General features: G+C 69.9%; 25 protein-coding genes. 12 read left to right on the top strand and 13 right to left on the bottom strand.

What is annotated here, in order from left to right; genetic code table 11:
* Nucleotides 1-149 precede the first annotated feature (149 nt).
* Nucleotides 150-920, bottom strand: a complete 771-nt coding sequence (locus GA0070214_RS11325) for a DUF4253 domain-containing protein (protein ID WP_167364248.1) — start codon at nt 918-920, stop codon at nt 150-152.
* 618 nt (nt 921-1,538) lie between these two features.
* Between GA0070214_RS11325 and GA0070214_RS11330 the strand changes: the two genes are divergently transcribed.
* On the top strand, nt 1,539-2,447 hold the full coding sequence (locus GA0070214_RS11330) for a septum formation family protein (protein WP_091262125.1): 909 nt from the start codon (nt 1,539-1,541) through the stop codon (nt 2,445-2,447).
* A gap of 838 nt (nt 2,448-3,285) precedes the next feature.
* Here GA0070214_RS11330 and GA0070214_RS11335 read toward each other — a convergent pair.
* The gene (locus GA0070214_RS11335; protein WP_139141825.1) at nt 3,286-4,143 is read right to left on the bottom strand and encodes a DUF6308 family protein; all 858 of its coding nucleotides are present in this window, start codon (nt 4,141-4,143) and stop codon (nt 3,286-3,288) included.
* Between the two features lie 435 nt (nt 4,144-4,578).
* Between GA0070214_RS11335 and GA0070214_RS11340 the strand changes: the two genes are divergently transcribed.
* Both GA0070214_RS11340 and GA0070214_RS11345 read left to right on the top strand, forming a co-directional pair.
* Nucleotides 4,579-4,824: a hypothetical protein gene (locus GA0070214_RS11340; RefSeq protein ID WP_139141826.1), complete on the top strand. Its 246-nt coding sequence runs from the start codon at nt 4,579-4,581 to the stop codon at nt 4,822-4,824.
* Between the two features lie 377 nt (nt 4,825-5,201).
* Complete coding sequence (locus tag GA0070214_RS11345) at nt 5,202-5,633, top strand: RidA family protein (RefSeq protein ID WP_091261916.1); 432 nt, start codon at nt 5,202-5,204, stop codon at nt 5,631-5,633.
* A gap of 107 nt (nt 5,634-5,740) precedes the next feature.
* Here GA0070214_RS11345 and GA0070214_RS11350 read toward each other — a convergent pair whose 3' ends face one another.
* The 3 genes from GA0070214_RS11350 to GA0070214_RS11360 all read right to left on the bottom strand — a co-directional run bounded on the left by GA0070214_RS11350 (nt 5,741) and on the right by GA0070214_RS11360 (nt 7,485).
* Entirely contained in the window at nt 5,741-6,178 is a 438-nt protein-coding gene (locus tag GA0070214_RS11350) for an SMI1/KNR4 family protein (protein ID WP_208602719.1), read from the bottom strand.
* Between the two features lie 475 nt (nt 6,179-6,653).
* Nucleotides 6,654-6,965, bottom strand: a complete 312-nt coding sequence (locus GA0070214_RS11355) for a hypothetical protein (protein WP_139141827.1) — start codon at nt 6,963-6,965, stop codon at nt 6,654-6,656.
* A gap of 85 nt (nt 6,966-7,050) precedes the next feature.
* Entirely contained in the window at nt 7,051-7,485 is a 435-nt protein-coding gene (locus GA0070214_RS11360) for a hypothetical protein (RefSeq protein ID WP_139141828.1), read from the bottom strand.
* A gap of 335 nt (nt 7,486-7,820) precedes the next feature.
* Between GA0070214_RS11360 and GA0070214_RS11365 the strand changes: the two genes are divergently transcribed.
* Nucleotides 7,821-8,348, top strand: a complete 528-nt coding sequence (locus tag GA0070214_RS11365) for a hypothetical protein (protein WP_091261919.1) — start codon at nt 7,821-7,823, stop codon at nt 8,346-8,348.
* Between the two features lie 319 nt (nt 8,349-8,667).
* Here the strand turns inward: GA0070214_RS11365 and prfH are convergent, their stop codons facing one another.
* Entirely contained in the window at nt 8,668-9,276 is a 609-nt protein-coding gene (gene prfH / locus GA0070214_RS11370; protein WP_091262129.1) for a peptide chain release factor H, read from the bottom strand.
* Nucleotides 9,273-10,475, bottom strand: coding sequence for an RNA ligase RtcB family protein (locus tag GA0070214_RS11375; RefSeq protein ID WP_091261920.1), 1,203 nt, complete (start codon nt 10,473-10,475; stop codon nt 9,273-9,275). Before GA0070214_RS11375 ends, prfH begins: the two co-directional genes overlap by 4 nt.
* Nucleotides 10,476-10,743: 268 nt before the next feature.
* Here GA0070214_RS11375 and GA0070214_RS11380 point away from each other — a divergent pair, with 268 nt between their 5' ends.
* From GA0070214_RS11380 to GA0070214_RS11390, 3 genes are all read left to right on the top strand, one after another.
* Nucleotides 10,744-11,904, top strand: coding sequence for an alkaline phosphatase PhoX (locus GA0070214_RS11380; protein WP_091261921.1), 1,161 nt, complete (start codon nt 10,744-10,746; stop codon nt 11,902-11,904).
* A 271-nt stretch (nt 11,905-12,175) separates the two neighbouring features.
* Entirely contained in the window at nt 12,176-12,388 is a 213-nt protein-coding gene (locus GA0070214_RS11385) for a hypothetical protein (RefSeq protein WP_091261922.1), read from the top strand.
* 200 nt (nt 12,389-12,588) lie between these two features.
* Nucleotides 12,589-13,479, top strand: coding sequence for a shikimate dehydrogenase family protein (locus GA0070214_RS11390; protein ID WP_091261923.1), 891 nt, complete (start codon nt 12,589-12,591; stop codon nt 13,477-13,479).
* 409 nt (nt 13,480-13,888) lie between these two features.
* On the opposite strand, the gene GA0070214_RS11395 is transcribed toward GA0070214_RS11390, so the two are convergent.
* Nucleotides 13,889-14,887, bottom strand: a complete 999-nt coding sequence (locus tag GA0070214_RS11395) for a DMT family transporter (protein WP_091261924.1) — start codon at nt 14,885-14,887, stop codon at nt 13,889-13,891.
* Between the two features lie 81 nt (nt 14,888-14,968).
* Between GA0070214_RS11395 and GA0070214_RS11400 the strand changes: the two genes are divergently transcribed.
* Nucleotides 14,969-15,868, top strand: a complete 900-nt coding sequence (locus GA0070214_RS11400; RefSeq protein ID WP_091261925.1) for a LysR family transcriptional regulator — start codon at nt 14,969-14,971, stop codon at nt 15,866-15,868.
* A 565-nt stretch (nt 15,869-16,433) separates the two neighbouring features.
* On the opposite strand, the gene GA0070214_RS11405 is transcribed toward GA0070214_RS11400, so the two are convergent.
* Nucleotides 16,434-17,045, bottom strand: a complete 612-nt coding sequence (locus GA0070214_RS11405) for a hypothetical protein (RefSeq protein WP_208602720.1) — start codon at nt 17,043-17,045, stop codon at nt 16,434-16,436.
* 28 nt (nt 17,046-17,073) lie between these two features.
* On the opposite strand from GA0070214_RS11405, the gene GA0070214_RS11410 reads away from it, so the two are divergent.
* Nucleotides 17,074-17,481, top strand: coding sequence for a winged helix-turn-helix transcriptional regulator (locus GA0070214_RS11410; RefSeq protein ID WP_208602721.1), 408 nt, complete (start codon nt 17,074-17,076; stop codon nt 17,479-17,481).
* A 708-nt stretch (nt 17,482-18,189) separates the two neighbouring features.
* Here the strand turns inward: GA0070214_RS11410 and GA0070214_RS11415 are convergent.
* Nucleotides 18,190-19,647 (bottom strand): SDR family oxidoreductase, encoded by a 1,458-nt coding sequence (locus GA0070214_RS11415; RefSeq protein WP_091261927.1) that lies wholly within the window; start codon nt 19,645-19,647, stop codon nt 18,190-18,192.
* A 356-nt stretch (nt 19,648-20,003) separates the two neighbouring features.
* On the opposite strand from GA0070214_RS11415, the gene GA0070214_RS11420 reads away from it, so the two are divergent.
* The 3 genes from GA0070214_RS11420 (at nt 20,004) to GA0070214_RS11430 (ending at nt 22,032) form a co-directional block, all read left to right on the top strand.
* A complete protein-coding gene (locus GA0070214_RS11420) occupies nt 20,004-20,501 on the top strand; it encodes a SigE family RNA polymerase sigma factor (RefSeq protein WP_091261928.1) in 498 nt (165 codons plus the stop codon).
* Nucleotides 20,494-21,384: a hypothetical protein gene (locus tag GA0070214_RS11425; protein WP_091261929.1), complete on the top strand. Its 891-nt coding sequence runs from the start codon at nt 20,494-20,496 to the stop codon at nt 21,382-21,384. Before GA0070214_RS11420 ends, GA0070214_RS11425 begins: the two co-directional genes overlap by 8 nt.
* Nucleotides 21,385-21,618: 234 nt before the next feature.
* The gene (locus tag GA0070214_RS11430) at nt 21,619-22,032 is read left to right on the top strand and encodes a TSCPD domain-containing protein (protein WP_139141829.1); all 414 of its coding nucleotides are present in this window, start codon (nt 21,619-21,621) and stop codon (nt 22,030-22,032) included.
* A 110-nt stretch (nt 22,033-22,142) separates the two neighbouring features.
* Here GA0070214_RS11430 and GA0070214_RS11435 read toward each other — a convergent pair whose 3' ends face one another.
* The 3 genes from GA0070214_RS11435 to GA0070214_RS31445 all read right to left on the bottom strand — a co-directional run bounded on the left by GA0070214_RS11435 (nt 22,143) and on the right by GA0070214_RS31445 (nt 24,306).
* On the bottom strand, nt 22,143-23,321 hold the full coding sequence (locus GA0070214_RS11435; protein ID WP_091261931.1) for a low temperature requirement protein A: 1,179 nt from the start codon (nt 23,319-23,321) through the stop codon (nt 22,143-22,145).
* A 232-nt stretch (nt 23,322-23,553) separates the two neighbouring features.
* Nucleotides 23,554-23,868, bottom strand: a complete 315-nt coding sequence (locus GA0070214_RS11440) for a hypothetical protein (protein WP_139141830.1) — start codon at nt 23,866-23,868, stop codon at nt 23,554-23,556.
* A gap of 69 nt (nt 23,869-23,937) precedes the next feature.
* Nucleotides 23,938-24,306, bottom strand: coding sequence for a hypothetical protein (locus tag GA0070214_RS31445; protein WP_139141831.1), 369 nt, complete (start codon nt 24,304-24,306; stop codon nt 23,938-23,940).
* Nucleotides 24,307-24,662 lie beyond the last annotated feature (356 nt).

Consider the following 24,662-nt stretch of genomic DNA (forward strand, 5'->3'; position numbering starts at 1 on the left):
ACGCCACGACTGTGGCGGGGTGCGGCGACCAAAGCTGGTCATGGGCTTGGCGGCTCATCCATCGATCGCAGCATCGGCGGGGGTCCAGGGGGTGCTGCTGCCAGCGCGATGATCGCCGTCGCGGCCCTGGTGAGCGCGCTGCCTCGGGGTCAGTCCCACCAGAAGCTCCAGCAGTTCAAGCCCATGATTGCTTCGGCGTACTGCGGGAAGGTGTCGGTATGGCTCTGCCAGATGTTGTCCGGGCAGAAGGCGAAATGTTCGGCTGTCACCTGCAGGGCCAGGTCGAGGGTGACCGGTGGCGCGGCGATGCTCAAGTGCAGGGTGTCGAAGCTCAGCCCGACGACCGTGGCCCCGAACCGGTGCTGCCAGTCGCGGGCAACGGCGGCGAAGCGAGCGGTGTCGTTGTCGTGGTTGAGTGGCCCGGTCCAGCTGATCTCTGTCAATGCATGTGCGCCGTCGGTCGCGGGGACCAGCGCCAGGCGGGCCTGGCCGGTGCAGAGCATGTCGGCGTATTGATCGGCGAAGTGCTCCACCGGACCTTGCCGATCCAGGGCAGGTATGAGGCCGGGCCATCGTGCACCGACCGGATCAAGGTAGCCGAGGTTGGCAGCGGCCTCTTGGTCGAGGTCGTCCTCGGTGATCCCCTGCCACCATTCGGCGAGGACCACGCCGCTGTCGTGCTGTTCAACCGTGGTGATGCGGTCGTATTCGGCGTCGACGCCGAACGGTTCGTTGTCACCCTCGACGTGCAGCGCGAGCAGCGGCCACAGTCCGGTTCGGTGATGCTGGGCCCGCCACCGGGACCAATCACCTGCCGCGGCGGGGTGCGAGGAGAGCCAGTACACCGGCGTCCCGCCGTTGTATGGCTTCATCAACCGGCCCCCAGGGATGTCCGGCGGCAGCGCTTCGTACCAGGTCATGGCCGACACCATAGGCGCCGGTCACGACAAATTGTCCGGCGTGTCTGACGTCGCGGGTGTCACGGGCCACCATGACGGCTTCGTCCCAGGCACTTGGGCCAGTCATGGCCGTCGAGGCGTCGCTGCGTCGGCTGAGTGAGCCGATTGACGGAGGCTGCGGGAGCGAATTCGGAGCCCGGGGATGCGGTGACCGGCCGGCACATCGGTTGAGGCAGCGGGTCCGGGACCGCAAATCCCCCGCCTCACACGGCGCGGGCCTGCCCGACCGCCGTCTTGGCCATCGGTCACGCTGAGGGACAAGACGCTCGTGCTGCACCTTGGAAAACGCGGCGAAATAGAGCGTCAGGTGCGGGGACGCCACGGCCGCCCCGCCGGGGATCGGGAAGCACGTGGGGAGCAGCCAGGTAAGTGGCTGCAGCCTCTTGCGCGGGGCGGGAGTGGTCAGCGTGCGGTGTAACGAAAGATCGGGACCGCCCCTGAGCCGTTCGCCGTCGAGGTCGTCACGGGCCGCCCGCGCCCTCTCAGCGCCTGGCCTCCGCCGGATGTCGCACGACGGACGGGGACCCTGGCGATGCCTCCGGGTGGCATATGCTGCGCCGGCACGACGGGGAGGGTGACATGCGACGGTGGCGGGTACGGGCGGCGGTGGCCGCCCTGGCCGGGGCGGTGACGGCGATGGCGGGGTGCGGGGCGCCGGCCGGGTTGGACGGCGACCTGACCGACGACTGGCGGCCCGCCGCGGCGGCCGTGCAGTTCACCCCGAAAGTGGGCGACTGCCACGTGATCGCCAGCCCGTCGAGTTACCTGACCAGCTACCAGCCGGTCGACTGCACGCGGCAGCACCTGCTGGAGACCTTCTACCTGGGCACCTTCACCGGCGCGGTAGCCGAACGGGAAACCCCGCCGCCGGTGGGTTCGGCGGTGCTGCGACCGGCGTTCGCCGAATGCGACGCGAAGGCGACCGCGTTCGTCGGTGGCGACTGGCGGGGCGCCCGCTTGACGGTGCAGGTCGCGCCCCCGTCCCCGGGCGGGTGGCAGGGTGGCAGTCGCTGGTTCCGGTGCGACATTTTCGAGCTGGACACGGCCGACGGCGGCTCCGCGCGACGGCATCCGGACGACCACCCGGTGCAGCACACCGGCAGCCTGCGGGGCGCGCTGAAGGGCCCCTCACCGCTGGCCCTCGGGTGCCTGAACGAGGACCGGTACGGCGCCTTCGAGCAGACCGGCTGCGCCCGGCCGCACACGTTCGAGTACGTCGGCTCGTGGACGGCGCCCGACACCCCGTACGCGGACGCGGGCCGCGACGAGGACGGCGTGCACGCGAAGTGCCGGGCCCTCGTGGCCCGGTACGCGAAGGTCCCGGTGGACGGCGTGCTGCGCTACCGGACGGGCACCTCGTACCTGGTGCCGGCCGCGGAGGCGTGGGCGCGCGGTGACCGGGGGATCCGCTGCTTCTACTGGTCGGGGGGTCCGAAGGTGACCCACTCGATCAAGGGCGGTGGCACCAAGGCGCTACCGGTCCGCTGAACGCGGTGCGCCGGCGGAGGCGGGCGGGGCGATCGGGTGAGCCGGGCTTGTTGCGAGCCTCGCCAGATCTGCAGGAGAGGTTGCCGAACGCGTTTGCCATCCGTGCGATAGCGGAGGACCCGAGTCTGCGGCCACGACGACCGGCTCGTCGCTGGCGATCTCTTCGAAAGCCAGACGCAGCACTCGTAGGAAGTTGGTCTCGCCGGTGCCCTGATCCACGGACGTAACCCTAAGGGCAGATGAGGCTCGGCCGGTCTCCGAGGGATGCAGCAGCCGGGGTGCGGGCCGGTGGTGGTTGGCTTCCCGGGTGGCGTTGGATCGGGAGCTGCTGGCCGCTCGTCGGCCTCGTGATGTAATCGATGTTGCGGGGCGGTGGATCGCCGAGGCGTTGGTGGAGCACCGGGTTTGCTGGCTGATGAAGGCTCGGACTGTGCAGCGGCAGGTCGGTGGCATGGTGCAGCAGGTTGCCTTGCAGGCCGGGTCGTACAACCGCACCGGTGGGCTCATTGCGGTCCCCACCTATGCGGCGGTGCGGGACCCAGCGATGCAGCCGCGGCCGCTGGCGCATCCGCGCGGGGTCGCCGAGCGCCAGCCACCATGGTCCCGCCGCATCGACGTGCGGCTTCCGGGACGGCCCCGTGATGGCGTCGACATGGATCCTGAATCGTGGGGCCTCAATCCCGCGAGCAAGCCTCTGGCCAGGGTTTCCTGCTCGGTGAGCCCTTCGGCGGGCCCGAAGTGGCCTATCAGGTAGCTCAGGGGTTGGGTGGGTGGTGGCGGGTAGCAGCTGGGGCGGTCGCCGCGGTTGCGGCATGGGCTACAGGCGTGTGCGGCCCGTCTAGCTGGATTGCAATATCACCTCCGTGGGGTCTGCGCTGTTCGGGGTTGTTGCGGTGATGGGCACCGGAGCGACGGCCTCGCATGGAATGTGGGCTCCGAGTGGCCGGCCGAGCCATCTCGGTGGCAGTCCTGCGTCGATAGCGAGGCGGTCGTCCATCGCCGTCCACACGACCATGTCTAGCAGCCGGAGGTCGGCGATCAGAGGGCACTCGCTTCCTGGCTGCGCTTCCGCCAGCTCGGGCACAGTCGGCGAAACTTCCGCTCGTAGTTGAGCCAGCGTGCCGGCGTGGTCGCGGAGGTACGCCGCCATCGCTCGCACGATCGCGGAGATCCGCTCTTGTCGATCTTGGCCGAACCGCTGAACCTTGAGGCTGAGATCGTCACGCTGGTAGCCGAAGGCCATTCCGACGTAGCCGTCTAGCACGGGTATGGCCCGGGGTCGGTACAGCGCAGCGAGTTTCGTGATTCTCGGGGCCCATGCCCCGTCGAAACCGAACTGGCACGCGTGGATGACGGCGTTCAGCTGGACGTGAGTGAGGTGGTGCAGATCCTGGTCTGCTGGAACGCGACTGATTCGGTGGGCGAACTCGCGTCGGCGCGTGAGGTCGAAGTCGGCGATCTGCTTGAGTTCGACCCGGCCGTTGAGGGCGTTGGCGAACAACAGCGACCATGTGGAGACTTCGTCGAGTAGTCCCGCCGATCGGGCGCCGATGCCAGCCAGGTCGTAGACGGCCCATCCACTGTGTCGGGACGTGCAATACGCCAAGATCCTGCTCGCTGCATCTTCGATCGAGACCGGGGGCAGGACGTCTCCGGCGAAGCCCGCCGTTACGTCGACGGCCACCGCGTTTGTCATGTGCGGCACCGTACCGGCCAGGGCAGCGGTTAGTCAGCCGCTGCCTAGCCATATGCTTCAGTACGTCATGGCATCGCCGCGCCCTCGACCAGGCGGCGGGCGGGTGACGTGGGTATTCGGCCCGCCGCGGTCGCGATCCTGAAAAACCCCGGCCCGTCGGGCAGCCGGGAGCCCATTGCGGCCGATGTTTCGTTGGGAGTTCCACTGACAGGACAATCATCAGCCCGGTAACCAGTTCCGCAACCAAGATCAAAGATTGACGGAAAGGGTCACCTACTCCCTAGGCGGAGGGCGACGAGGGGATGCTCATCCTCGGAAGAGTCTCCGTAGCCACGCCCCACGTGGCCGCGGCGCCGGGGGTGTGACCTCCAGAATCTCGCCGTCGAAGTACTCACGGACCTCTACTTGATACCCGTGTGCAGCCAGCGTCTCAGCGTGCCGGCGCATCTTTTGAGGCTGTACGCGGAACGGGTCAACGTGGAAACCGCCCACGTGATGGGGGCCGCCACTTTTCCCGACTTCGACCTGGAAGCCGCCTTCGTAGTGTTCCTGTTCGCGGCTGGGGTCGTGCTCTCGGCCGCCGTGCTGTCGGAGCAGACTGCGGATTCGTTCCGCCTCTCGTTCGGCGTCCCGCTGCCGGTGCTGGTCAGCCGCGTCGCTCATGGCGGTCACAGTAGCTGAGCGGTGGCACCCGGTGCATCGCGGATGTCGATCCTCCAGCGGTCGCTGTCAACAGCGGCCGAGCACCAGCCCGGCTTCAGCGCGGCCCGGACTACGGTTCAGGGTGCCGTCGTGGTGACGTCGGTGTGGATTCCCCGAGCTGAGACCTGAATCCCAACTGCGAACACCTGAGCGGGTTTCCCAAACGATGACCTCTTCGGCGAGGCCGAAGCCTTAGGCCCCTGACTCCGCCTTACGGGCCGACGGCGTCCGCTCATGCCGAGTTGAGTGCGCCATGCGGATGAGCCAGTTGGGGTGGCAGCGCCAGTGGAGGCGACGGGCGTTAAGGCGCCGGGCGGGCGCCCGGCGCCGTCGCTGCTCTGCAATGCTCTTGTACCGTGCCTTCTTTTCGCCGCTTGGTGACTTCAGGATCACCGCTGGAACCGGAGATCGGCTTCTCACGCGCCGTGCGGATAGGGCCGTACGTGTCCGTGGCCGGCACCGCGCCGATCGCGGACGACGGTGCCACAGCCGGTCCGGGAGATGTGTACGCGCAATCCGTGCGTTGCCTGGACATCGCCGAGCAAGCACTGCGCGAGGCCGGCGCAACGCTGGCAGACGTCATCAGAACCAGGGTCATGCTCGTTGACATCGCCCGTTGGCGAGAGGCGGCGCGCGCACATGGCGAACGGTTCTCTCAGGTACGACCGGCGTGCACCTTCGTAGAAGTATCGCGTTTCATCGATCCGGAGTGGTTGGTGGAGTTCGAGGTCGACGCCATCGTGGCAACAACCGACCCGAGAGACGCCGTTACCCACGAAAGACCGTGAGCCGGTCGTGCGGATTCGTGTCTCGAATCGCGTCGCGCCAGCATCCTGATTTGCCGCTGAGTGTGCGCGGATCTGCCGAAAAGCGTACATTCAAGCCGAAAGCAGGATCAGATCTTGATCCTGCCATCGAGCCACCACTCTAGATAGGTGGCCAGGCTCGGGGCGACCATCGTTCGGCTGTCCGTTTCATGATCCCAGACGAACACGTCGGCCGGACGGTCACGCATGACGAAGGCGAACTGATCGCCGTTGCCGGCGTCCGCGAAGAACAACAAGGGTTCGAACGGCATGTAAAGCTGGGCGAACGTGGCGTCGGTGCGAAACTCCACGTTGTCGGTTTTGATCCGTTCTACGGGCCAGACGAGATCAAGGCCGTACTCGCCCTTGACACCGTCGCTCTCCCGGAGGAGCTCGGCAAGGTCGCGAGGCAGGGCTTGGCCCAGTGCGGCCTCGCAGGCGCGAATCGCCGCCTCCGAAGTCCCGGTATGGAAGGTGGCATCAGCCGTCCATCCCAGGATTTTCTCTCGCCACATGATCGTCAGCATCTCAGATCGCCCAGCGCCCCTGTGGAAACGAACGCGGAGCGGCCTCGGAACGCACTGTCATGCCGCTGATAAGGCGCGGCATACCTGAGCATGTCGGGTTGACAACCGGGCCGTGGCAGTGGATCGGGAGCAACTGAGCCCAACGGTCGCTGACCTGGCGTCGGCGTCAGCAAGGACGGCTCGGGCAAGCGGCCACGGTGTCTGACGAACGACGTGCAGGACGGTCCGACGCAGCCTGGACGCTGCAGCCCGGTCGCGAGCCCCTGATCGGGGGAGCAGGTTGGGAGCAGCAGGGTGCACTGAACGGCCCTGAACCGCACGGAACGGCAGCTGATCGCACCCAGCTGCACCCACCCCTGCCTGCGGCTTCTCGTTTTCGCAGGTCAGAGTCGGTGCGGCGTCCTGCTTCACACCGAAGAGGTCACTGGTTCGATTCCAGTATCGCCAACCATGGATATATGGGGCAGGAAGCCGGTCACCGGAATCGCCGGTAACGGGCTTCGCCGCTGTTGCCCCTTAGATTGTGAGCAGATGGGAGCAGGGTGCTCCCGCCCTTGGTTGGCCTGGCATTCCTATGGCCCTGGGGGTTTGCCGGCGTGCCCTGGCTCTGTTGCGGGTTGCGGGGTGGCCCGGCGGGCCGAGCCCCACGCAGCCGGGCGACCTCGGCGGGAGCCAGCGGGTTGGGTCGGGTGCGCAGCAGGCCCCGCGTGTCCAGGTCGAAGAAGCTCAGCCTCTTGTCCTCGATGCGGATGCCGACGCGTTGCCCGCCGAGGATCTCGGCGGCCAACTCACTCACTGTGCGGATCGATCCGGTCAGGGGGATCGCGGTAGATGACGTGGCTGTCCATTAGTGGGGCCATGAGGTCAGTCGTTCAGCCGCCCGGGCAGCGGGTGTCACCGCCGCTGTGTTCCACGCAGTGCCCCGGCGGGCCGGGCGTCGTCACGGCCGGCGCCGGATCGAGGTCCCGGCCGGCGAGCATGGCGACCGGTACGGCGGGCACGGCGATCACGACAGTCAGCACCAGGAAAACGACCGCCGTGCGTACCAGCCGCAGTTGGTACGCCACGAGCGCGATGAGGACCGGCCCGGCGGTCGCCACCAACGCGGCGACCAGCAGCGCCACGCTCGCCCGGCGTCTGAGGTCCTCGAACTCGCCGGGCTGATCGCCGTAGCTGACGCTCCACTGCTCCAGGCCGATGCCCACCCACCACACGGCCGCCGCGATCAGCCCGCAGACCCAGAGCAGGAACAGGAATCCCACGATCGGGCCACCCCGCCGACCTGTGCCGACCGCTTCAGACGTCATGTGGTCAGCGTGGACGGCCTAACCCCGGCCGAGCATGAGTCGGCGTACTCAGGTTCGCTCGGATCCCGGCCACTGACCCGATCTTCACCACCACCTGCCCCCACTCTTCCGGACGGGTAGCCCGGTCGCAACGTTGGTGCTGGTCGCTCACTTCACGGCGCTCGAAGCGCGGGCCGAAGCTCAGTACCTCAGCTCCGGCATCGCGAAGCTGGAGCATCACGCCAGCTTGGCCGGACGACTCGTGTCCCGCTGGTTCTAGTTAAATCCATTGGCCGGGCCCGGTCTCCGAAGCTGGGCTCGGCCATGGCCCCGGCACTCGACCTAAGGAGGCTCTCGTGGACGACTCCGACGGCGGTCCCAACTCCCTAGCCGAAGGCACGGCGCTGGCCTTGCGAGCACACTTGCTTGCCACGGCTCGCCCGGAGCTCCTGGTAGCCGCAGACGTGAAGCGAAACGGCGGTCCGGATCTGGTGTGCTGGCAGTGGCAGCCCGGCAAAGTCTGGGTCTGGCAGCTCCGCTACCTGCACGACCCTGGAACACCGCAGCACTGGCCCCCCGCCGCTGTGCTCGCCGCAGTTGCCGCCGACCCGCTGTCGGCCGGCCTCGACGTCGTTCCCGGACCGTCGATGCGCACATTAGGGCTGCTCGCGGAGCAAGAAGCCAGCAACATGGCCGAGCCGGAAGAAACCGTGGCGGTCCGCGACGGCCCGATTCCAGGCCTTCAGCTTTACTGCACTGCCTATCAGGAGGCTGGGGGCCCGGACTTCACCCGCCGGGAAGCCTCGATGCGGGCCGCGAAGTACGGCGCCTCCCGGTGTAACCGCGTGGTGGCGGCTGCACGGGCAACTTCACTGCCGACATAACACCCACAATCGCCGCCGGCTTCAGGGATGAACCCGGCGGCCGACAGAAATGGGTTGCCTGAACCCCGTGGTCGTAGCCCTTGTGGAGCGGGTACTCCACTTCCTCGGGAAGGCGACCTTGCGTCCGGTCCTGCCTCACCCACCCGCCGATGTCGTCGCTCAACTGCTCCAACTCCGCCTCAGACAACGCCCGATCCAGCTTCGGCCAGCCGAAACGACGAGCGATCTCGGCGTCGACGTAGGCGGTGGCATCCCCCCGACCGTCGGCGGGCAGGATGGTGCTGTACGCCGAGCGTTCCGCGGCGGCTGGGAAGGCCGGTCAGGGGCGTTCGATGCGCACGGGATCGCCCCGCACCAGCTCGTCGTGGACGTGCCATCGGGCGGCCACGACCGCCCGCCCGGCCGCCTCGTCACCGGCCGCGAGCCGCTGCCGCAGCAGCCGCAGCGCGATGCCCCGGTTGAGGCTGAACTGCCGCTCGGTGTCGACCACCACGACGGTGCCGGTCGGGCGGTGGGTGGCCCGCACGGCGGTGCTGGCCTTGTTGCGGTGCTGGCCGCCCGGCCCGCCGGTGCGTACGGCGACCACCTCCACGTCCGCCTCGGTGAATGGGGTGATCGGGGCGTCGACCTCGCACCGCCGGGCGGCGACGTACCAGTTCTTCCGGCCATGGCCGGCCCGGTAGGGGCTGGGCGCCTGCCAGCACAACGTTCCGGTCCAGCCGGCGGCGAACGCCTCCGCACCCGCGCCGGTGAGCCGGATCAGGACCGACCGGTAGGTGCCGGGCCGGTCGCCGGCGACGCTTTCCAGCCGTACTACGCCCACATCGTGCCGGGCGGCGTCGGCGTCCAGCCGGCGCAGCAGCCGGGCCAGCGCCCACGCGCACTCCTGCGGGCCCCGGCCGGCCGACAGCAGCAGGTGCGGGCTCACCGCCGCCCCCGCCACCGGTGCTCGGCCTGCCGGCGCTCGGGTCGCCGGTCGCCGCGGGTCGCGACCCCCACGTCCGGCGTCTTGTAGGTGACCAGTGGGACCGTGGTCGCCACCGGGGTCGCCAGCCCGTGACCGACCAGGTCGGCGATCACCTGCTCGATCCGCTTGTACGCGGTCGGCGCCTCCTCGAACAGCAGCTGCCGGTCGCCGCAGACCACCAGCGAACCCACCGGGGTGCGGCGCAGCTCCTCGACCGTGTGCTTGGCCCGGCCCCGGCGCAACGCGTCGGCCCGGGACATCTTGCGGCCCGCCCCGTGTGCCACCGAGTGGTTGGCCTGCGCGCCCGCGTGCGCGGCCACCAGGTACGACGGGGTGCCGCGGGTGCCGGCGACGAGCACGTCTCGACCGTCGCCCGGCGCCGCGCCCTTGCGGTGCAGGTAGTGCCGGTCGCGTACCTCGACCAGGTTGTGGCACTGGTCCACGATCGGCGCCGTCGGCTCGGCACCCAGTGCGATCGCGGTCCGGGCGGCCAGCAGCCGCCGGTTGAGCGAGCCCCAGCGTACGGCGTCGTCGTGCCGTGCCAGGTACGCGGCCGGGTCGCCCGCGGGCCCGGCGCCTCGCAGCTCAGTGTGCTCACGCAGGATCCGCTCGCCGAGGCCGCGTGACCCGCTGTGCACGACGAGAACCGTGTCACCGGCGGCGAGCTGGAGCCGCGCGGCGTGGCCCGGGTCGAGGACCTCGCCGACGCGGGCCAGCTCAACGAAGTGGTTGCCCCGCCCGACGGTGCCGAGACCGTCGAGGTGGCCGGCGGGGATGTCACCGTCCAGCACGGACCAGGCCGGGTCGTCGGCGTCCCGATCGGGGTCGAGCGGGCGGTCCAGGTCGGGGAAGCGGGCGGCGAGCCGCTCCGGCACGACCCGCTTCAGCGCGATCGGGAAGACGGCGATGCCGCAGCCGATGTCCGAGCCGACCAAATGCGGGTAGAGCATGGTCGAGGTCATCGCGGCGCCGATCGGGGCGCCCTTGCCGGGATGCAGATCCGGCATGCCGGCGACATGGACCATGCCGTCGAGGGTGGCCACCTGGCGGCACTGGTCGACGGCGTCGGACTCGACCCAGCTGGACGGGGAGGCGAAGACGGTGACGGTGGCAGGGGCTGGTGCCGGCAGGTACTCCTGCCGGAAAGGCTTAACGGACAAGGACGCTCGCTTCTCGCCAAAGACGGGATGGACGGCCGCCGATCGCGATGGCGTGGCGGCGACGAAGGTGCTGCCCTCAGAACGTCATGCCACCCAGCGTCCCGGAGTACACCGTCGCCAGCAACCGACTTTCGGGTCCGCCGCCAGGCGGGCCACCCCGTTCGTCGATGCGACGACCCACACCCAGGCGTCCATCGACGTTCATCCAGCCGATCGAAGTGCGTAAGCTCTGCACGGTCAGATCTGGGGAACCTACCGAGGAGGTTCCATGGATCGTCGAGCAATGTTGCGGGCCACGGTTGTCGGTGCGGGCGCGGTGGCCCTGCCGTTCACAGCGTGGTCGGCGGCGTACGGAGCCCCGGCGCAGAACGCAGCGGGGCCCTACGGTGGGCTTCAGCCCGCCGATGCCAACGGCATCCAGCTGCCGGTCGGCTTCACCAGCTCGATCGTCGCGCGATCCCGTCAGACGGTGCCGGGGACGTCGTACACCTGGCACGACGCCCCGGACGGCGGCGCCGTGTTCCCGAACGGCACCGGCTGGATCTACGTGTCGAACTCCGAGGTGGCAGCCAATGCGGGCGGCGGCGCCTCACGCCTCGTCTTCAACTCCAGCGGCACCGTGGTCGGGGCGTCGCGGATCCTCTCCGGCACCAACAACAACTGCGCCGGCGGCAAGACGCCGTGGAACACCTGGCTCTCCTGCGAGGAAGTATCCCTGGGCCGGGTCTTCGAGACCTACCCGCTCGGCGGGACCTCAGTGGCACGTCCCGCGATGGGCCGATTCAAGCACGAGGCCGCCGCGGCTGACCCCGTCCGCCGGGTCATCTACCTGACCGAGGACGAGACCGACGGCAAGTTCTACCGCTTCGTGCCGACCACCTGGGGCGACCTTTCCGCCGGAACCCTCCAGGTCTTCCGCGCCGGCACGGCCACCTCCGGCACGTTCACCTGGGCCACGGTGCCCGACCCGGACGGCTCGCCCACCCCGACCCGCCAGCAGGTGTCCGGCGCGAAAACGTTCAACGGCGGCGAGGGCTGCCACTACGCCGACGACACCGTCTGGTTCACCACCAAGGGCGACAACCGCGTGTGGCAGGTCAACCTGGCCGCCGGCACGTACGAGCTCGCCTACGACGACAACCTGGTCAGCCCTGGCGCCGCCCCGCTGACCGGGGTCGACAACATCACCGGGTCCACGGCCGGCGACCTGTACGTCGCCGAGGACGGCGGGAACATGGAGATCTGCATGATCACACCGGACGACAAGATCTCCGTCTTCCTGCGGATCACCGGACAGAGCGGCTCGGAGATCACGGGGCCGGCGTTCACCCCGGCCGGGGACCGGCTGTACTTCTCGTCGCAACGCGGCACGACCGGCTCATCCTCCGGCGGCATCACCTACTGCGTCACCGGGCCGTTCCGCCGATGACCGGCTCCCGAACGCGCTGACCGAAACGGGGCCGCCCGGCGAAGGACGCCCGGTCTTCACCGGGCGTCCTTCGCCGGCGCCCTCCACCCGGACGCGCCGGGGCGACGGCATCGGCGAGCAGCCGCTTCCGGCTGGGCCCGGCGTGGCGCCATCTGCAGATCGAGGATCACTTCCCCGGCCGACGTTCCCGCCGTCACCGCGCAGTTGGTTGACGCGCTGTCCCGGGACCCGGTTGCCGAGTGGCTGGTGCCGGACGCCGCCGACCGGCCGGATGTCCTGCACCGGCTCCTCGCCGTCGTCGACCACGCCGATCGAGACCGGCCACGTCGACGTGGCGGGGGACTGGTCCGCAGTGGCGGTGTGGCGGCGCCACGACCTGGAGGCGCAACAACGGGCGCTCGGCGACTACCACCTGCTCTGCCAGCACGGCTCCGGCCGGACCTACCGCTGCACCTGCCCAGCGCGCCGAAACTCCGGCCACTGACCCGCGCCGGACGCCCGATCCCCAGCTGCAGCTCCAGCTGAACGTTCCTCGGGTGGAGCCCGGCCGCTCTACCTCCAACGGCCGGGACACCCTGAGGGCCGGAAGGAGTGACCGCGCGAGGTCCGCAGGGGGGAGCGGGCCCGCCACCCGTGGGCCACGTTCCGGGCCTTCAGCTGCGGGTTGATGATTACCCTTGGCCGGTGGCGTTCACGGTTTGGTTTGTTGGGGTGTCGACAGGCAAGTCGGTGATCCATGAGGCGTTCCCGATCTGGATGGGCGACCTTGGTCTTGACGTACGTCTCGTAGGTCGCGACGTGCCCTTGGCCGCCCCCAGTGAGGCGTACCGCGCCTTGGTGACCGAGCTGGCCGGCAGCGATGACGTGCTCGGCGCCGTCATCACGACGCACAAGGTGGCCGTACTGCGCGAGGCTGGCGACCTCATCGACCGGCTCGACCCGCTGGCGGCCGAGTGCGGAGAGGTCAACGCCCTACGGCGTGAGACGGGCAGGCTGGCCGGCTTCGCCCGGGACCCGATCTCCGTCGGGCGAGTCGTCGACGACATCTGGCCCGACGGAGAACACGTCGTCTGTCTGGGAGCCGGCGGTAGCGCCATCGCGCTCGGCCGTCACCTGCTTGCCCGTCCCGCGCCACCGGCTCGCCTGGTGTTCACCGACCGCAGCGGCGCGGCCGGCAGTCATCTGGAGGCTGTGCTCGGTCCGTGGGCCGAGTCCCGGCGAGTGCGCCTCGAGATACACCTCGGCGCAGGGCCGTGGGATCAGCTCGTTGCGTCCGGTCCGCCCGGAACGCTCATCGTCAACGCCACCGGACTCGGCAAGGACCGTCCCGGTAACCCCCTGTCGCCAGTCGCCGAGTTCCCACCCGCTGCCGTGGTGTGGGACCTGAACTACCGGGGTGACCTGGCCATGCTGCGGCAAGCCCGCGCCCAGGATGGGTTGGTCGTTTACGACGGCTGGCAACTGTTCTGCCACGGATGGGCCGCCGCGCTCGGCCCAATCCTCGATCTGCCGAACGAGATGGACACCGCCAGCCGGTTCGCCACGCTCGCAGCACCCCTACGTGCACGCCCCTGAAGCTTGCCGCTGACCGGCAGCCGAAGTCCGAGGTGCGGGGGTCGGTGAGGACATCGAGAACCCGTCGACAAAGCTCGTTCCACCGGCGCGCATCATCTGGCCGACGACTGTCGCGCATCAGTCGACGGAGGACACCGGCTGCCGACCGGGGCGGACTCTCGCTACGACGACCACGTCACCTTTGGCTGCCGGGTTGGCCCTGTAGTCGACTCGCCGACGCCTGCTGCGACGCTCGTCAGCGGTGGCGAGGTTGCAGGAGACAGCCCGATCTTCGGCCGCAAGTTCAGCCGCGAAGAGGGGCTGAGCCACCCGCGGCTCTCTGAGTTCTGGCAGGGTTCAGCCGCAGTACGGGCCGCCCGCCGGCCCGGCCGCCTCCCGAGGGCCGACGACCGGCGCGAGAGCATCGACGTCAGCGGCGCGTGGCGAGGACCACGCCGCTCAGGCACAGCGCGCCGCCCAGCAGGGCGAGCGGCGCCGGCACCTCGCCGAGCAGCGTCCACGACAGCAGGACGGTCACCGGCGGCGCCAGGTAGGTCGCGGCGGTGGTGCGGCCCGCCGTCCAGCGGGACAGGACGTAGCCCCAGGTGAGGAAGCCGATGGCGGTCGGGAACACGCCCAGGTACAGCATGCCCAAGGTGGCCGGCGGTGGGGCCGTGGCGAGCTCTGCGAGGAGCGTGGGGGCGAACGGCAGCAGGGCCGCGGTCCCGGCCAGCGCGCCGAGCCAGGTCATCGTCACGGCGTCCACCCGCGCCAGTAGGCGCTTCTGGAGTAGTACGCCGAAGGCGTACAGCAGGGCGGAGAGCACCGCCAGCGCGACGCCGACCTTGTCGGCGTGTCCGGTGAAACCGCTGGCGGCGATCAGGGCGACGCCGGCGAAGGCGATTGCCACCCCGACGCCGAGCCGGCCGGTGAGCCGCTCGTTCAGAACGAGGACCGCGGCGACCGCGACGAGAATGGGCGCGACCGCCACCAGCAGTGCCGCCGTCCCGGCGTCGACCAGCCGCTCGGCAGCGTTGAGCGCCACGTTGTATCCGCCGAACCAGGCCACGCCCCAGACCGCGACCAGTCCCAGAGTTCCGCCACGGGGCAGGGCGGCCCGGCGGGGAGCCGTCGTCTCCGGCCCGGGCAGAGCGTGCTGTGCTCGCGTGCTGCGGCGTCGGAGGCCGCCGGTGAATGCCATGAACGCGCTCAGCGCGATGGATGCCGATGCCATACGGCCCAACGCCATCGCACCGGGGGAGTAGTCGTGCCCGGCGAAGCGGATGCCGACGAACGCCGACGCCCACAGGAACACGGTGGTGCCGGCGGCACCGACCGTCGGCCAGGACCGGGGGTACGCTCCGCTCGCGCGGTCGCCCTCGGTGACGGCCGGCCGGCTCGGGGTGGCGGTGAGCTGTGCACGCCTCATGGAGCGATCTTCGTGCGCCTGAATGTTCAGCACCAGCGACTATTTCTTCACAACGGTTTAGTGGGGCTTTACTGTCGTGGCATGCTCGACGTCCACCGCCTCCGTGTCTTCCGCTCCGTCGTGGCGTCCGGGTCCGTCCAGGCGGCCGCCGCCAACCTGGGCTACACCCCCTCCGCGATCAGCCAGCACCTCACCGCGCTCCAGCGCGAGACAGGTCTGACCCTCCTCGCCCGAGCGGGACGCGGCCTGCGGCCCACGGCTGCCGGGCATGCCCTCGCCGCCGAAGCGGACCGGGTGCTCGCCCGGATCGGAGCGGCCGAGTCGCTGATCGCCGACCTGCGCACCGGACGCACCGGCGCGCTGTCCATCGCGTACTTCGCGTCAGTGGGCGCCGCGTGGATGCCGCTCGTGGTGCGGCGCATCCTCACCGAGCTCCCCGGAGTCCGGCTCGACCTGGAACTGCGTGAACACATCCCGGACAGCCGGGAGGAACGCGCCGATGTCCAGGTGGTCGTGGCGGGCAACGGCTTCGACCCCGGTTCGGGTTTCACCACCCATCACCTCCTCGACGACCCCTACGTGGCCGTCCTTCCCACCGGGCACCGCCTCGCCGGGCAGGAGGAGGTGGACCTGGCCGACCTCGCCGACGAGCGCTGGGTCGACAACGACTTCGCCCGCGGCTGGTGTCGCGCCAACCTCATCGAGGCCTGCACCGCCGCCGGATTCAGCCCGGCCTTCCGCGTCGAGGCGCACGACTACCCGACGGCGCTCGCCTTCGTGGCAGCCGGCATCGGTCTCACGGTGCTCCCCGCGCTCGGCGCGGCACACCTGCCCGACGGCGTGACCCGCGTTCGGGTGGTCCGCCCGACGCCGATCCGGTCGATACACGTGGTGGTGCACGACGCGGTCGAGCACACCCCGGCGGTGCGCACGGCGGTCGCCGCGCTGTGGGAGGCGGCCAACTCCGCGAGCGAGCAGTAGGACGCCGACACGCAACAACGCTCGCCGCCCTCCGCCGCGGCCACGAGCGACGGGTGGCCGCACCAGGCGCCACCGAGCAGCTGGCCACCGCCCGGCTGCACCTCCGGCATGCGCTCGGCGACTTCGAGAACATCCCGGCGAACGCGCACTCCCACCTGTGGTTCGTCCGGGACCGGGCACGGAGGCGCGGCAGCGGATGCTGTCCATCCTCGTGCGGAGCGGCGGGAAGGTCACCGCGGTGCACTTCGGGCCGCGGCCGCCGGTACCGGTGCCGCAGCGGTGAACGTCGACCCGCTATGGACCCGGCGGGCCGGGTCCGGAGGCCTGGCTTGTTCTGTGCACGGGTGAGGACCTCCCGGATAGGTGGGAGCCACCAGCTAGCCGCACCCGAGTCCGTGGAAGTCCTCGTGGTTCACCGTGGCGCCCCGTTGTCGGAGACCGGCCCGTCGCACGCCGTCACCGGGGACCGGGTCCGGCGTCCCACGCCGTTGCCGTGCGGCGTCGCCGTACCGGTGCACCAGGGCGACCTCGGCGTTCACGAACGGGCGTCGAGGTTGAAAGGCGCTCAGCTGGCATTGTCGATTCGGTTGTCCACGGCGATCCAGTTCGTCTCCCACGTCTTCCCGCCGTCATCTGAGAAGGCCTGCTCGAACCTCGCCTTGTCTGGGCCCTGTCGGAGGATGAGGAAGCGCACTTTGATCGGGCGTCCCCCGAGTTGGTCGTCGCCGTAGAACTCGCCCACTCCGTCGTGGAACCCGCCGTACACGGACGGGGTGAGCAGTCCATCGCGGATGTTCACGAAGGTCAGGCTCCAGCGCCCCGCTTGGGGCTCATAGAGCCGCAGATTGAGGCCCTCGATCCGTCCGTTCGGCCCCGAGACCTTGAGTTCGACGACATTCGCGCGCCGGTCCAGCAGTGGGCGCACGACGCTCGTACCCTCGAAGTGGAGCCATTCATCTTCCGATTCCGAGAGCGGATCGGCGAGCACCCGCACCTTGGTATGCCACGCACCGATCTCCCAGTCGAAGTCACGTTGGCCGTCCTCGACAGCCGCCGAAGCCCCGCGGGGAGCCGCCGCCGCGTCGCCCGACGCCGCTATCACGGTCAGCATGAGAAGCGACAGGCACGGGACCAGAATCTGCTTGTACGGCACGGTGATCTTGGTGTGAAGGTTCATGATCCGACTATCTGAGCGGAGCACTCCCATGAACAAGAAGGCACCTTCAGGTAACCCCTCACCGTCGCGCCCCAATCCGCTACCCGGCTGCCCGATGGCCGCGGCGTTTGCCGCGATCGGTGGAAAGTGGAAGCTGACCCTTCTGTACTGGCTGGCCCATGGCGAGTGCCACTTCGCCGGCCTCCGCCGTCTGGGCGCGCCGATCACGCCCAAGGTGCTGGCCGAGCAGCTGCGCGAGCTCGAGGCTGACGGGCTCGTCGAGCGCGTCGTGACCGGACCCGTTCCGGCCCCAATCATCTACAGGCTCACCTCCTACGGCACCACGGTTCTGCCCGTCGTGGAAGGCGTCCGGGTGTGGGGCGAGGCGCACCTCCAGCGCACCCACGGCCAAGCCACCCCCGACGAGTCGATGCGCTGCACGCACGCGATCGCGTAGGTCCGCGGCTGGCCGCGGACGGGCGACTTGGAGAACTGCGCGCTTCCCCCTGAGATGTGGACACCGTCAGACTGCATCGGGCAGGCGCCGCTCGGCGATGTACACACCGATGCGGCGCAGCGCCGACCTCATCGCGCGGTACATAATGCCCCGCGCCCCAGCGACCAAGTCGTCCCCAACTCCACGTGAGCGCGGCTGTCGCCCCTGAGACCACCGCAGATCATCGCGTCCGAACGCCTCGACCACAGCAGCGACCGAGCTGCGGCGCCAACAGGACCCGCAGGATCAACGGCTGCGGAAAGAGCGCATCGTGACTCGGGCCGGAGCTGATCAGTGCGAGCGACCTCGCCAGGTCGGCGCGCTGCTCGGCAAGGGTGGTGGGTCCGTGATGTCTCCGTCATCACCCTCGCCGTCGAGGGAGGTGAGCGTGATGGCCAACCTCGCCACGCTGGCGACCCTGCTGCCGCAGGTGAGTGCTCTGGTGACGTCATCCGCAACTGGCAGCTGCGCGATCCTCAGGTGTCGACACGCGGGACGTGCCAACGAGCGGATGCCCGTGGGGCGCGCTGGGGACTTCAAGCGGCGAGCAGTGCCGCCGCTCGTTGAACGCCTGTCGCCCCGTCCACCGCAGCTTGGGGCCTGTGGTGGACGGGGCGACGGTGCTGACCGTGTCGGCCCGAGCCTGGGCGGCCGACAGGGGCGCAATGATCACCAAGCGCAGGGCGCGTAGTCCTTCAGGAAGCAGCCGTAAAGGTCTTCGCCCTGTTCGCCGCGAACGATCGGGTCGTACACCCGGGCCGCGCCGTCGACCAGATCCAGCGGGGCGTGGAAGCCCGCGTCCGCCAGCCGCATCTTCGTCGGGTGGGGCCGCTCGTCGGTGATCCAGCCGGTATCGACGCTGGTCATCAGGATGCCGTCGGCCAGCATCTCCTGGGCGCTGGTCCGGGTCAGCATGTTCAGCGCGGCCTTGGCCATGTTGGTGTGCGGGTGCCCTGGCCCCTTGTAGCCGCGGGCGAACTGGCCCTCCATCGCCGACACGTTCACCACGTACTTGCGGCGGGCGGTCGCTGCGGCCATCGCTGGTCGCAGCCGGCTGACCAGCACGAATGGCGCGGTCACGTTGCACAACTGCACTTCGAGCAGCTCGACCGGGTCCACCTCGTGCACCCGCTGCACCCAGCTGTTGACCGGGTCGAGGTCTGGCACCAGACCGCCGGCGTCGATGGCGGTGGCTGCCGCGATCCGTTCTGGCGAGGCGGAGCCGCTGGTCAGCGCCAACGCGGTGAGCGCCTGCGGGGTGACCGTGGCCGACTGCGGCGGGGCGATCAGGCCCGCCGGGTCGCCCTGGCCGGCAGGCTTGGCGAACGTGATCATCTCCGGCAAAGGGCCGTCCGGCAGGGCCGCCGCCTCCGCGGCGACGAGCTGCGCGTACGCCCCGGGCGTGCGGCGGACAGTCTGCGCCGCGTTGTTGATCAGGATGTCGAGTGGTCCCTGGCCGCTGACCGAGTCAGCGAGGGCGATCACCTGGGCGGGGTCGCGCAGGTCGATCCCGACGATTCGCAGGCGGTGCAGCCAGTCCCCGCTGTCCGGCATCGCGGCGAATCGGCGGACCGCGTCGTGGGGAAACCGCGTGGTCACGGTGGTGTGCGCGCCGTCGCGCAGCAGCCGCAGCGCGATGTACATGCCGATCTTCGCCCGGCCGCCGGTGAGCAGCGCACGCCGGCCGGTCAGGTCGGTGCGGGCGTTCCGGCGCTCCCGGTTGAGCGCGGCGCAGGGCGGGCAGAGCTGATGGTAGAAGGCGTCCACCTCGCGGTAGCGCTGCTTGCAGACGTAGCAGCCGCGCGGGTTGTGGAGGAAGCCGGCCGTGGTACCCACGGTGGGGGAGGCGAGCGGGATGCCCTGGGTCTCGTCGTCGATCCGGCCCGGGGCGCCGGTGGCGGTGGCCGCCGTCACTGCGCGGTCCGCCGCCGCGATGGCATCCCTCCGTTCCTCGCGTCGCCGCTGCTTGATCACCTTGTAGAACTTCGCGGTGGCCCGCTGCACCCGCACCACGTCGGGGTGATCGGAAGGCAGGTCCTCCAACGCCTCAAAGACGCTGAGACAGGTCTCCAGCAGGCTCCGATCGATGCCGTATTGACCGGTTTCCGTAATGTTGTCCGCCGCCATGCCGTCGCTGTCTCATCCCGTTTCCTGCGCCGGATCTGCCCGGCCCACCCCAAGTCCGACCCGGAACTGTACGCACCGCAGGGCCTCCGCCGCACCCGCGTCGCGGTCGGGGGCCGTCGCCGACGTCGAAGTCACACCCGCAGGTACCGACCGCGCGCTGAGGCGCCTGCTTCCAGCGAGCGTTCTCACGAACGTCCGGACGTCGGTGGGATCTGACGGCGCAGTGCCAGGATCCGTGCTTCCGGAATACTGCGTCCCCCCGGCCAGCTCAGGAGCGAAACCACTGCCCGGCAGGCAACCGCAGGCGGGGGTGCGGCGTGACTAGGGGTACGACCAGGCGGGGAGGGAGGGGACGCATGTCAGGCGAGGAGAGCTTTGACGCGTTCTACCGAGGTAGCAGGCAGCGGCTTTACGACTGCCTGTACGCCCTCACGGGCAACGCCGCCGAGGCGCAGGACGTTGTGCACGAGGCGTACGCCCGGGCCTGGCAGCGGTGGTCGACGGTCGGCGAGTACGCCGATCCGGAGGCCTGGGTACGGACGGTCGCCCGCCGCGTCGCGGTGAGTCGCTGGCGGCGGGCCCGTTCGGCGCTGCATGCCTACCGTCGTGCCGGCCCGCCGCCGGACGTGCCCGGCCCCAACCCGGACAGCGTCGCGCTGGTCGGCGCGCTCGCCCAGTTGCCGCCCGCTCAGCGGACCGCCTTGGTGCTGCACCACCTGGTCGGCCTACCGGTGGCCGAGGTGGCGCGGGAGACCGGCGTGCCCGACGGCACCGTGAAGGCCCGCCTGTCCCGCGGCCGGCGAGCGCTTGCCAACCTGCTCGAGGCGACACCTTCGGAGGCGCACAATGTCTGACGGATTCGAGAGCACGTTCGCGCCGCTGCAGGGCCAGCAGCCGCCGGCGCCGTTCGCGTCCCCCGAGGCGGTCCGCCGTCGCGGACGGCAGCGCTCGCAGCGCCAGGCGGTCGTCGCCGGCCTGGCCGTCGTCGCCGTGGCGGGGGCGGGGGCCGGCTCGGTCGCGAACCTCGGGCCGGGCGACGGCTCGCCAACCCCCGGTGCCAGCCGTACGACCGTGGCGCCGAGCGGCACCGGGTCGCCGAGCGTGGCGCCGAGCCCGACGACCCCGGCAACGAGCGCCCCGCCGAGCCCGAACGGCAGCGGCAGGCCCGACCCCGGCGTGGCGGACCTGGGCACCCTCATGCTCCGGCCGGCGGATCTCGGGCCGGGTGCGTGGCGGAAGCAATTGCCCCGCGAGCCGTTCTCCGGCGACACGTGGCGCTGGGCCGATCTGTGCGCGGCCTACCGCAGCTCCGACTACCAGTCGCTGCGCCGGCAGGCGGACCTCGACTTCACCGGGTACGCCACCGGCTCGGCCGGGTACGTATACGAACACCTGCACCGGTATGCGGACGGGTGGGGCCCGCGGGCGCTCGACGACGTACGTCACGTGCTGGCCACCTGCGCCGGCACGGCGACACCGTCGACCGTGCCCGGAAGTCCGGCGCCCCGCAGGTTCACCGTCGTGGGCACCGGCTTCGCCGGGGACGAGGCGCTGCTCGTCCGCGAGGAGCAGTGGTACTACGAGGGTGAGACACTTGCCGCCGATCCGATCGTGACGCTCGTCGCGGTGGTCCGGGTCGGCGACCTGGTCGGCACCGTGATGTTCTCGCCCGACCGGGACGAGCCGTACGCGCGGATGGTCGCCACGGCGGCGGCGGACCGGCTCGCGGCGGGGTAGTCGACGGCGGATGGGCGTGGCAACAGCTCGGGCCGGGCGGGGTGCGGTGGTGCGGTGCGGCCGGTCAGATGCCGGAGGACGCGGCGGCCGGGAAACGCTGGTCATCTGAACAGTTCACGGGCCAGGTCCGGCTGGACAGGATCGAGGAGCGGCAGCCGCACTCCAGACACCACATCTTGCGGCAGGCGACGCGGTTACCCACAACATCGGCCAACGTCTACTATGATCCGCTGCATGACCGTCGTCGTGAACGCCCGCCTAAAGCCGTCACGCACGCGCCGTGGAAGAACCTACGACTTTCACCTCGACGCTCTGCCGGGCAGCCTGACAGTGAACGAGCTGCCAGACGGCCGGCCAGCCGAGATTTTTCTCAAGGCCGCGAAGCAGGGATCGACCCTCGCGGGGCTGTGCGAGTCCCTGTCGATCACCACCTCGCTTGCCCTGCAGTACGGCACACCCGTCGTCGACGTCGTTTGCCGCATGATCAACGCCCGCTTCGAGCCGTCCGGGCGGACTGGTGACCCGGAGGTCCCCGTCGCGTCATCGCTCTCCGACTACATTGCCCGTCGCTTGGCGGTGGACTACCTATCCCCTGGCCAACTTGCGCAACTCGGGCTCCTGCCACCTGCCGAGGCGACCGCGCGATAGTCCGCGCGCAGGCCCTGGCTGGCGCGCGAGGCACATGTTGCGGCGAGGCCCACCCGTGGCGGTTCGAACTCGGCGAAGAACAGTCTCGGGACGTGGGTGACACTTTCCGGCTAGCCAGGTGGTGAGGGCCGCTCGGGTGGGCGCCCTCGGGCACGGGCTGCGTCGGATACGGCGATCGCGGCCAGGACGAGAGCAGCGGCGGCGGCGACCAGCAGCGGCGGCAGGAAGATCGTTGCCGGCGAGATGGCGGCGAGCACGAGGACCCCGGCCACGCGGTCTCGGGACACCCGACCGAACACCACGTACTCGAAGATGGCCCGTCCGGCGAGGAACAGTGCGGGTCCGCCGAGGATGACGGCGATCCACGCCGGTGGTGCGTGCCCCAACGGATGCTCGATGACGAGCTCGTCGCCGACGGAGATCGCGACGATGGCGGCGACCATGACCGCGTGGGCGTACATCGCCGACACGCCAACGCGGAGCGGATCACGGGCCACGGCGAAGGCCCCGCCCAACACCTCCCCAGCACGGTAGATGTAGATCCACCACAGCAGCACCGTGGTCGCGAACGCCACCACGACCGCCGCGCCGCGGGCCGCCTCGAAGCCGCCGCTGCTGAGCCCCAACCCCGTCACCAGAATCAGCTCGCCCAGCGCGATGATGAAGAACTGCCGAAGCCGCTCGGCCAGGAACTCGCCCGAGACCGAAAACTCCGCCGCACCGGCGCGGCCCAGCCTCGGCATGGGCCAGCCGAGTCCGGGCACCGCGTAGTCCACAGCCACCGCCAACGCCCACAGCACCCCACGCGGCCAACCCTGCACGACCGCGCCCGCGAGCCACGGCACCGCCGACACGCCGAACCAGAACAGCACCCGCAGCTCGGGACGCTGCGCCCGCTTGTCGCCCCACGTAAAGATCACGAGAAACAGGCTGCGACCGACCTGGACGGCGACGTACACGCCGGCGAAGGCCAGGCCACGCCCGCCGAACGCCGCAGGCGCTGCGGCCGCCAGCACCAAGCTGCCGAACATGGCCCCGATGGCCAGCCGCCGTATCGTGGGCTGCCAGGGGTCGAACCTGTCGCCTACCGCCGCCGACTGGGTCCACACCCACCACAGGGCGAGCAGCAACACCAGCGTCTGGAAGGCGCCGCTCCAGTTCAGATGCTCCAGCAGTCCTTGCGAGAGCCGGAAGAGCGCGAAGACAAAAACCAGGTCGAAGAACAGGTCCAGGAACGTCGCCCGCTGCTCCTCCGGCCCCCGCACCAGCCGGGCCGCGCCACCCGTCATCGGTTCGCCCCGTTTCTGCCGCTCCTGTCGGCCTCCGAAACAGTCGTACCACCGGCAACGCTGGGGGATGCGGATGTGCTGCTGCGGCCTGGGGTCGAACGGCCTCGCCCGTGGCGGTGACGGTGGAGGCCGGTCCTGATACCGATCTGTCATGCAGGTCCCGAGACCGGACAAGCCGGCTGCCGGCGAGGTTGACCCTCCTATTTCCGTCAAGTGGGGCGGGTTGCACAGCTCAGGCGAGTCCGTAGAGCCGGTTGAGGTCGAGTAGGAAGTGGCCGAGGACTGAGCAGGCATGTAGGTCGAGCACTAGGACCAGGAAGACGTTGGGTGTCTCGCAGTCGACCAGGACGTGTTGGTGTGCCCCGTCTGGCGACTGCCAGACGTAGGTGACGCGGACTTCGGAGAAGTCGTGCCCGTTGAAGTCGTCTTCGGGGATGGAGTCGAAGTAGGGCCAGAAGTCGAAGGGGGGTTCCTGGTCCGGGCCCACTCTTGTGGGGTGGGGTCCCATCGTTGCCTTGTACTCGTCCTCAGTCAGTCGCGGTGGCACCAGGCAAGGATGCCTGGTGCAGAGGTGGCGAGGCGAGCAGCCGACAGGCGTCTCCGGCGATGTAGCGCTTCAGGCAGCGCATGATCTCGGTCTTGGTCTTGCCCTCGGCGGTTCGGCGGGTGACGTAGTCCTTGGTTGGTTGGTGGCAGCGCATGCGGACCAGCGTGATGCGCCACGGGGCGCGGTCGGCATCGCGGTGACAAGGAGCTGCCCAGCGGTGTCGACGCCGACGCCGGGCAGGGCGACCAGGCTGGCCAGATGCTTGTCGAGGTCGTCGATCTCGGCCTGGCGCGTGAGCCAGCGGCGGGCGAGGCTGCGCACGGCGGTCTTGGTGGCGGTGGCCAGGTCGGTCACCGGGCCGGGCCGCAGGGCCGCGCACCCGCGGATACGGCGCTTGCCGGACAGCCCGCTCAGTTGGTGGTGGGTCTCGCGATCCACCGGTCGGGTCTTTCTTCTTGCCAGGTCAGTTGGCCCGTGAAGTTCCAGTGTCTGCGGAGGTGTTCGAGGAGGTCTTGTTGGGCGGCCTCGATGGGTGCGTCTGGTGGCGTGTCGGGTAGGTCGCCGCAGCCGATGGCGTCTGGTGTTTCCCGGACCGAGATGCGCCACCGCTGGGGCGTGCGGTAGAGCAGCACGTGACTGACGATCCCGTTCAGGGCGAGAGCTCCTTGGGTGCTGCCCGTCGCGGCGGTTCTGGTTTGCGGGCTTTGAATCCAGCGATACAGGAACCACGCCGGGCAGACTTGGAATGCGTGCCGAGGGCTGCTTACGGCGGCCCCGCCAGAGCTGATCGCAGC

The organism is Micromonospora chaiyaphumensis, from assembly GCF_900091435.1.
Lineage (GTDB): Bacteria > Actinomycetota > Actinomycetes > Mycobacteriales > Micromonosporaceae > Micromonospora > Micromonospora chaiyaphumensis.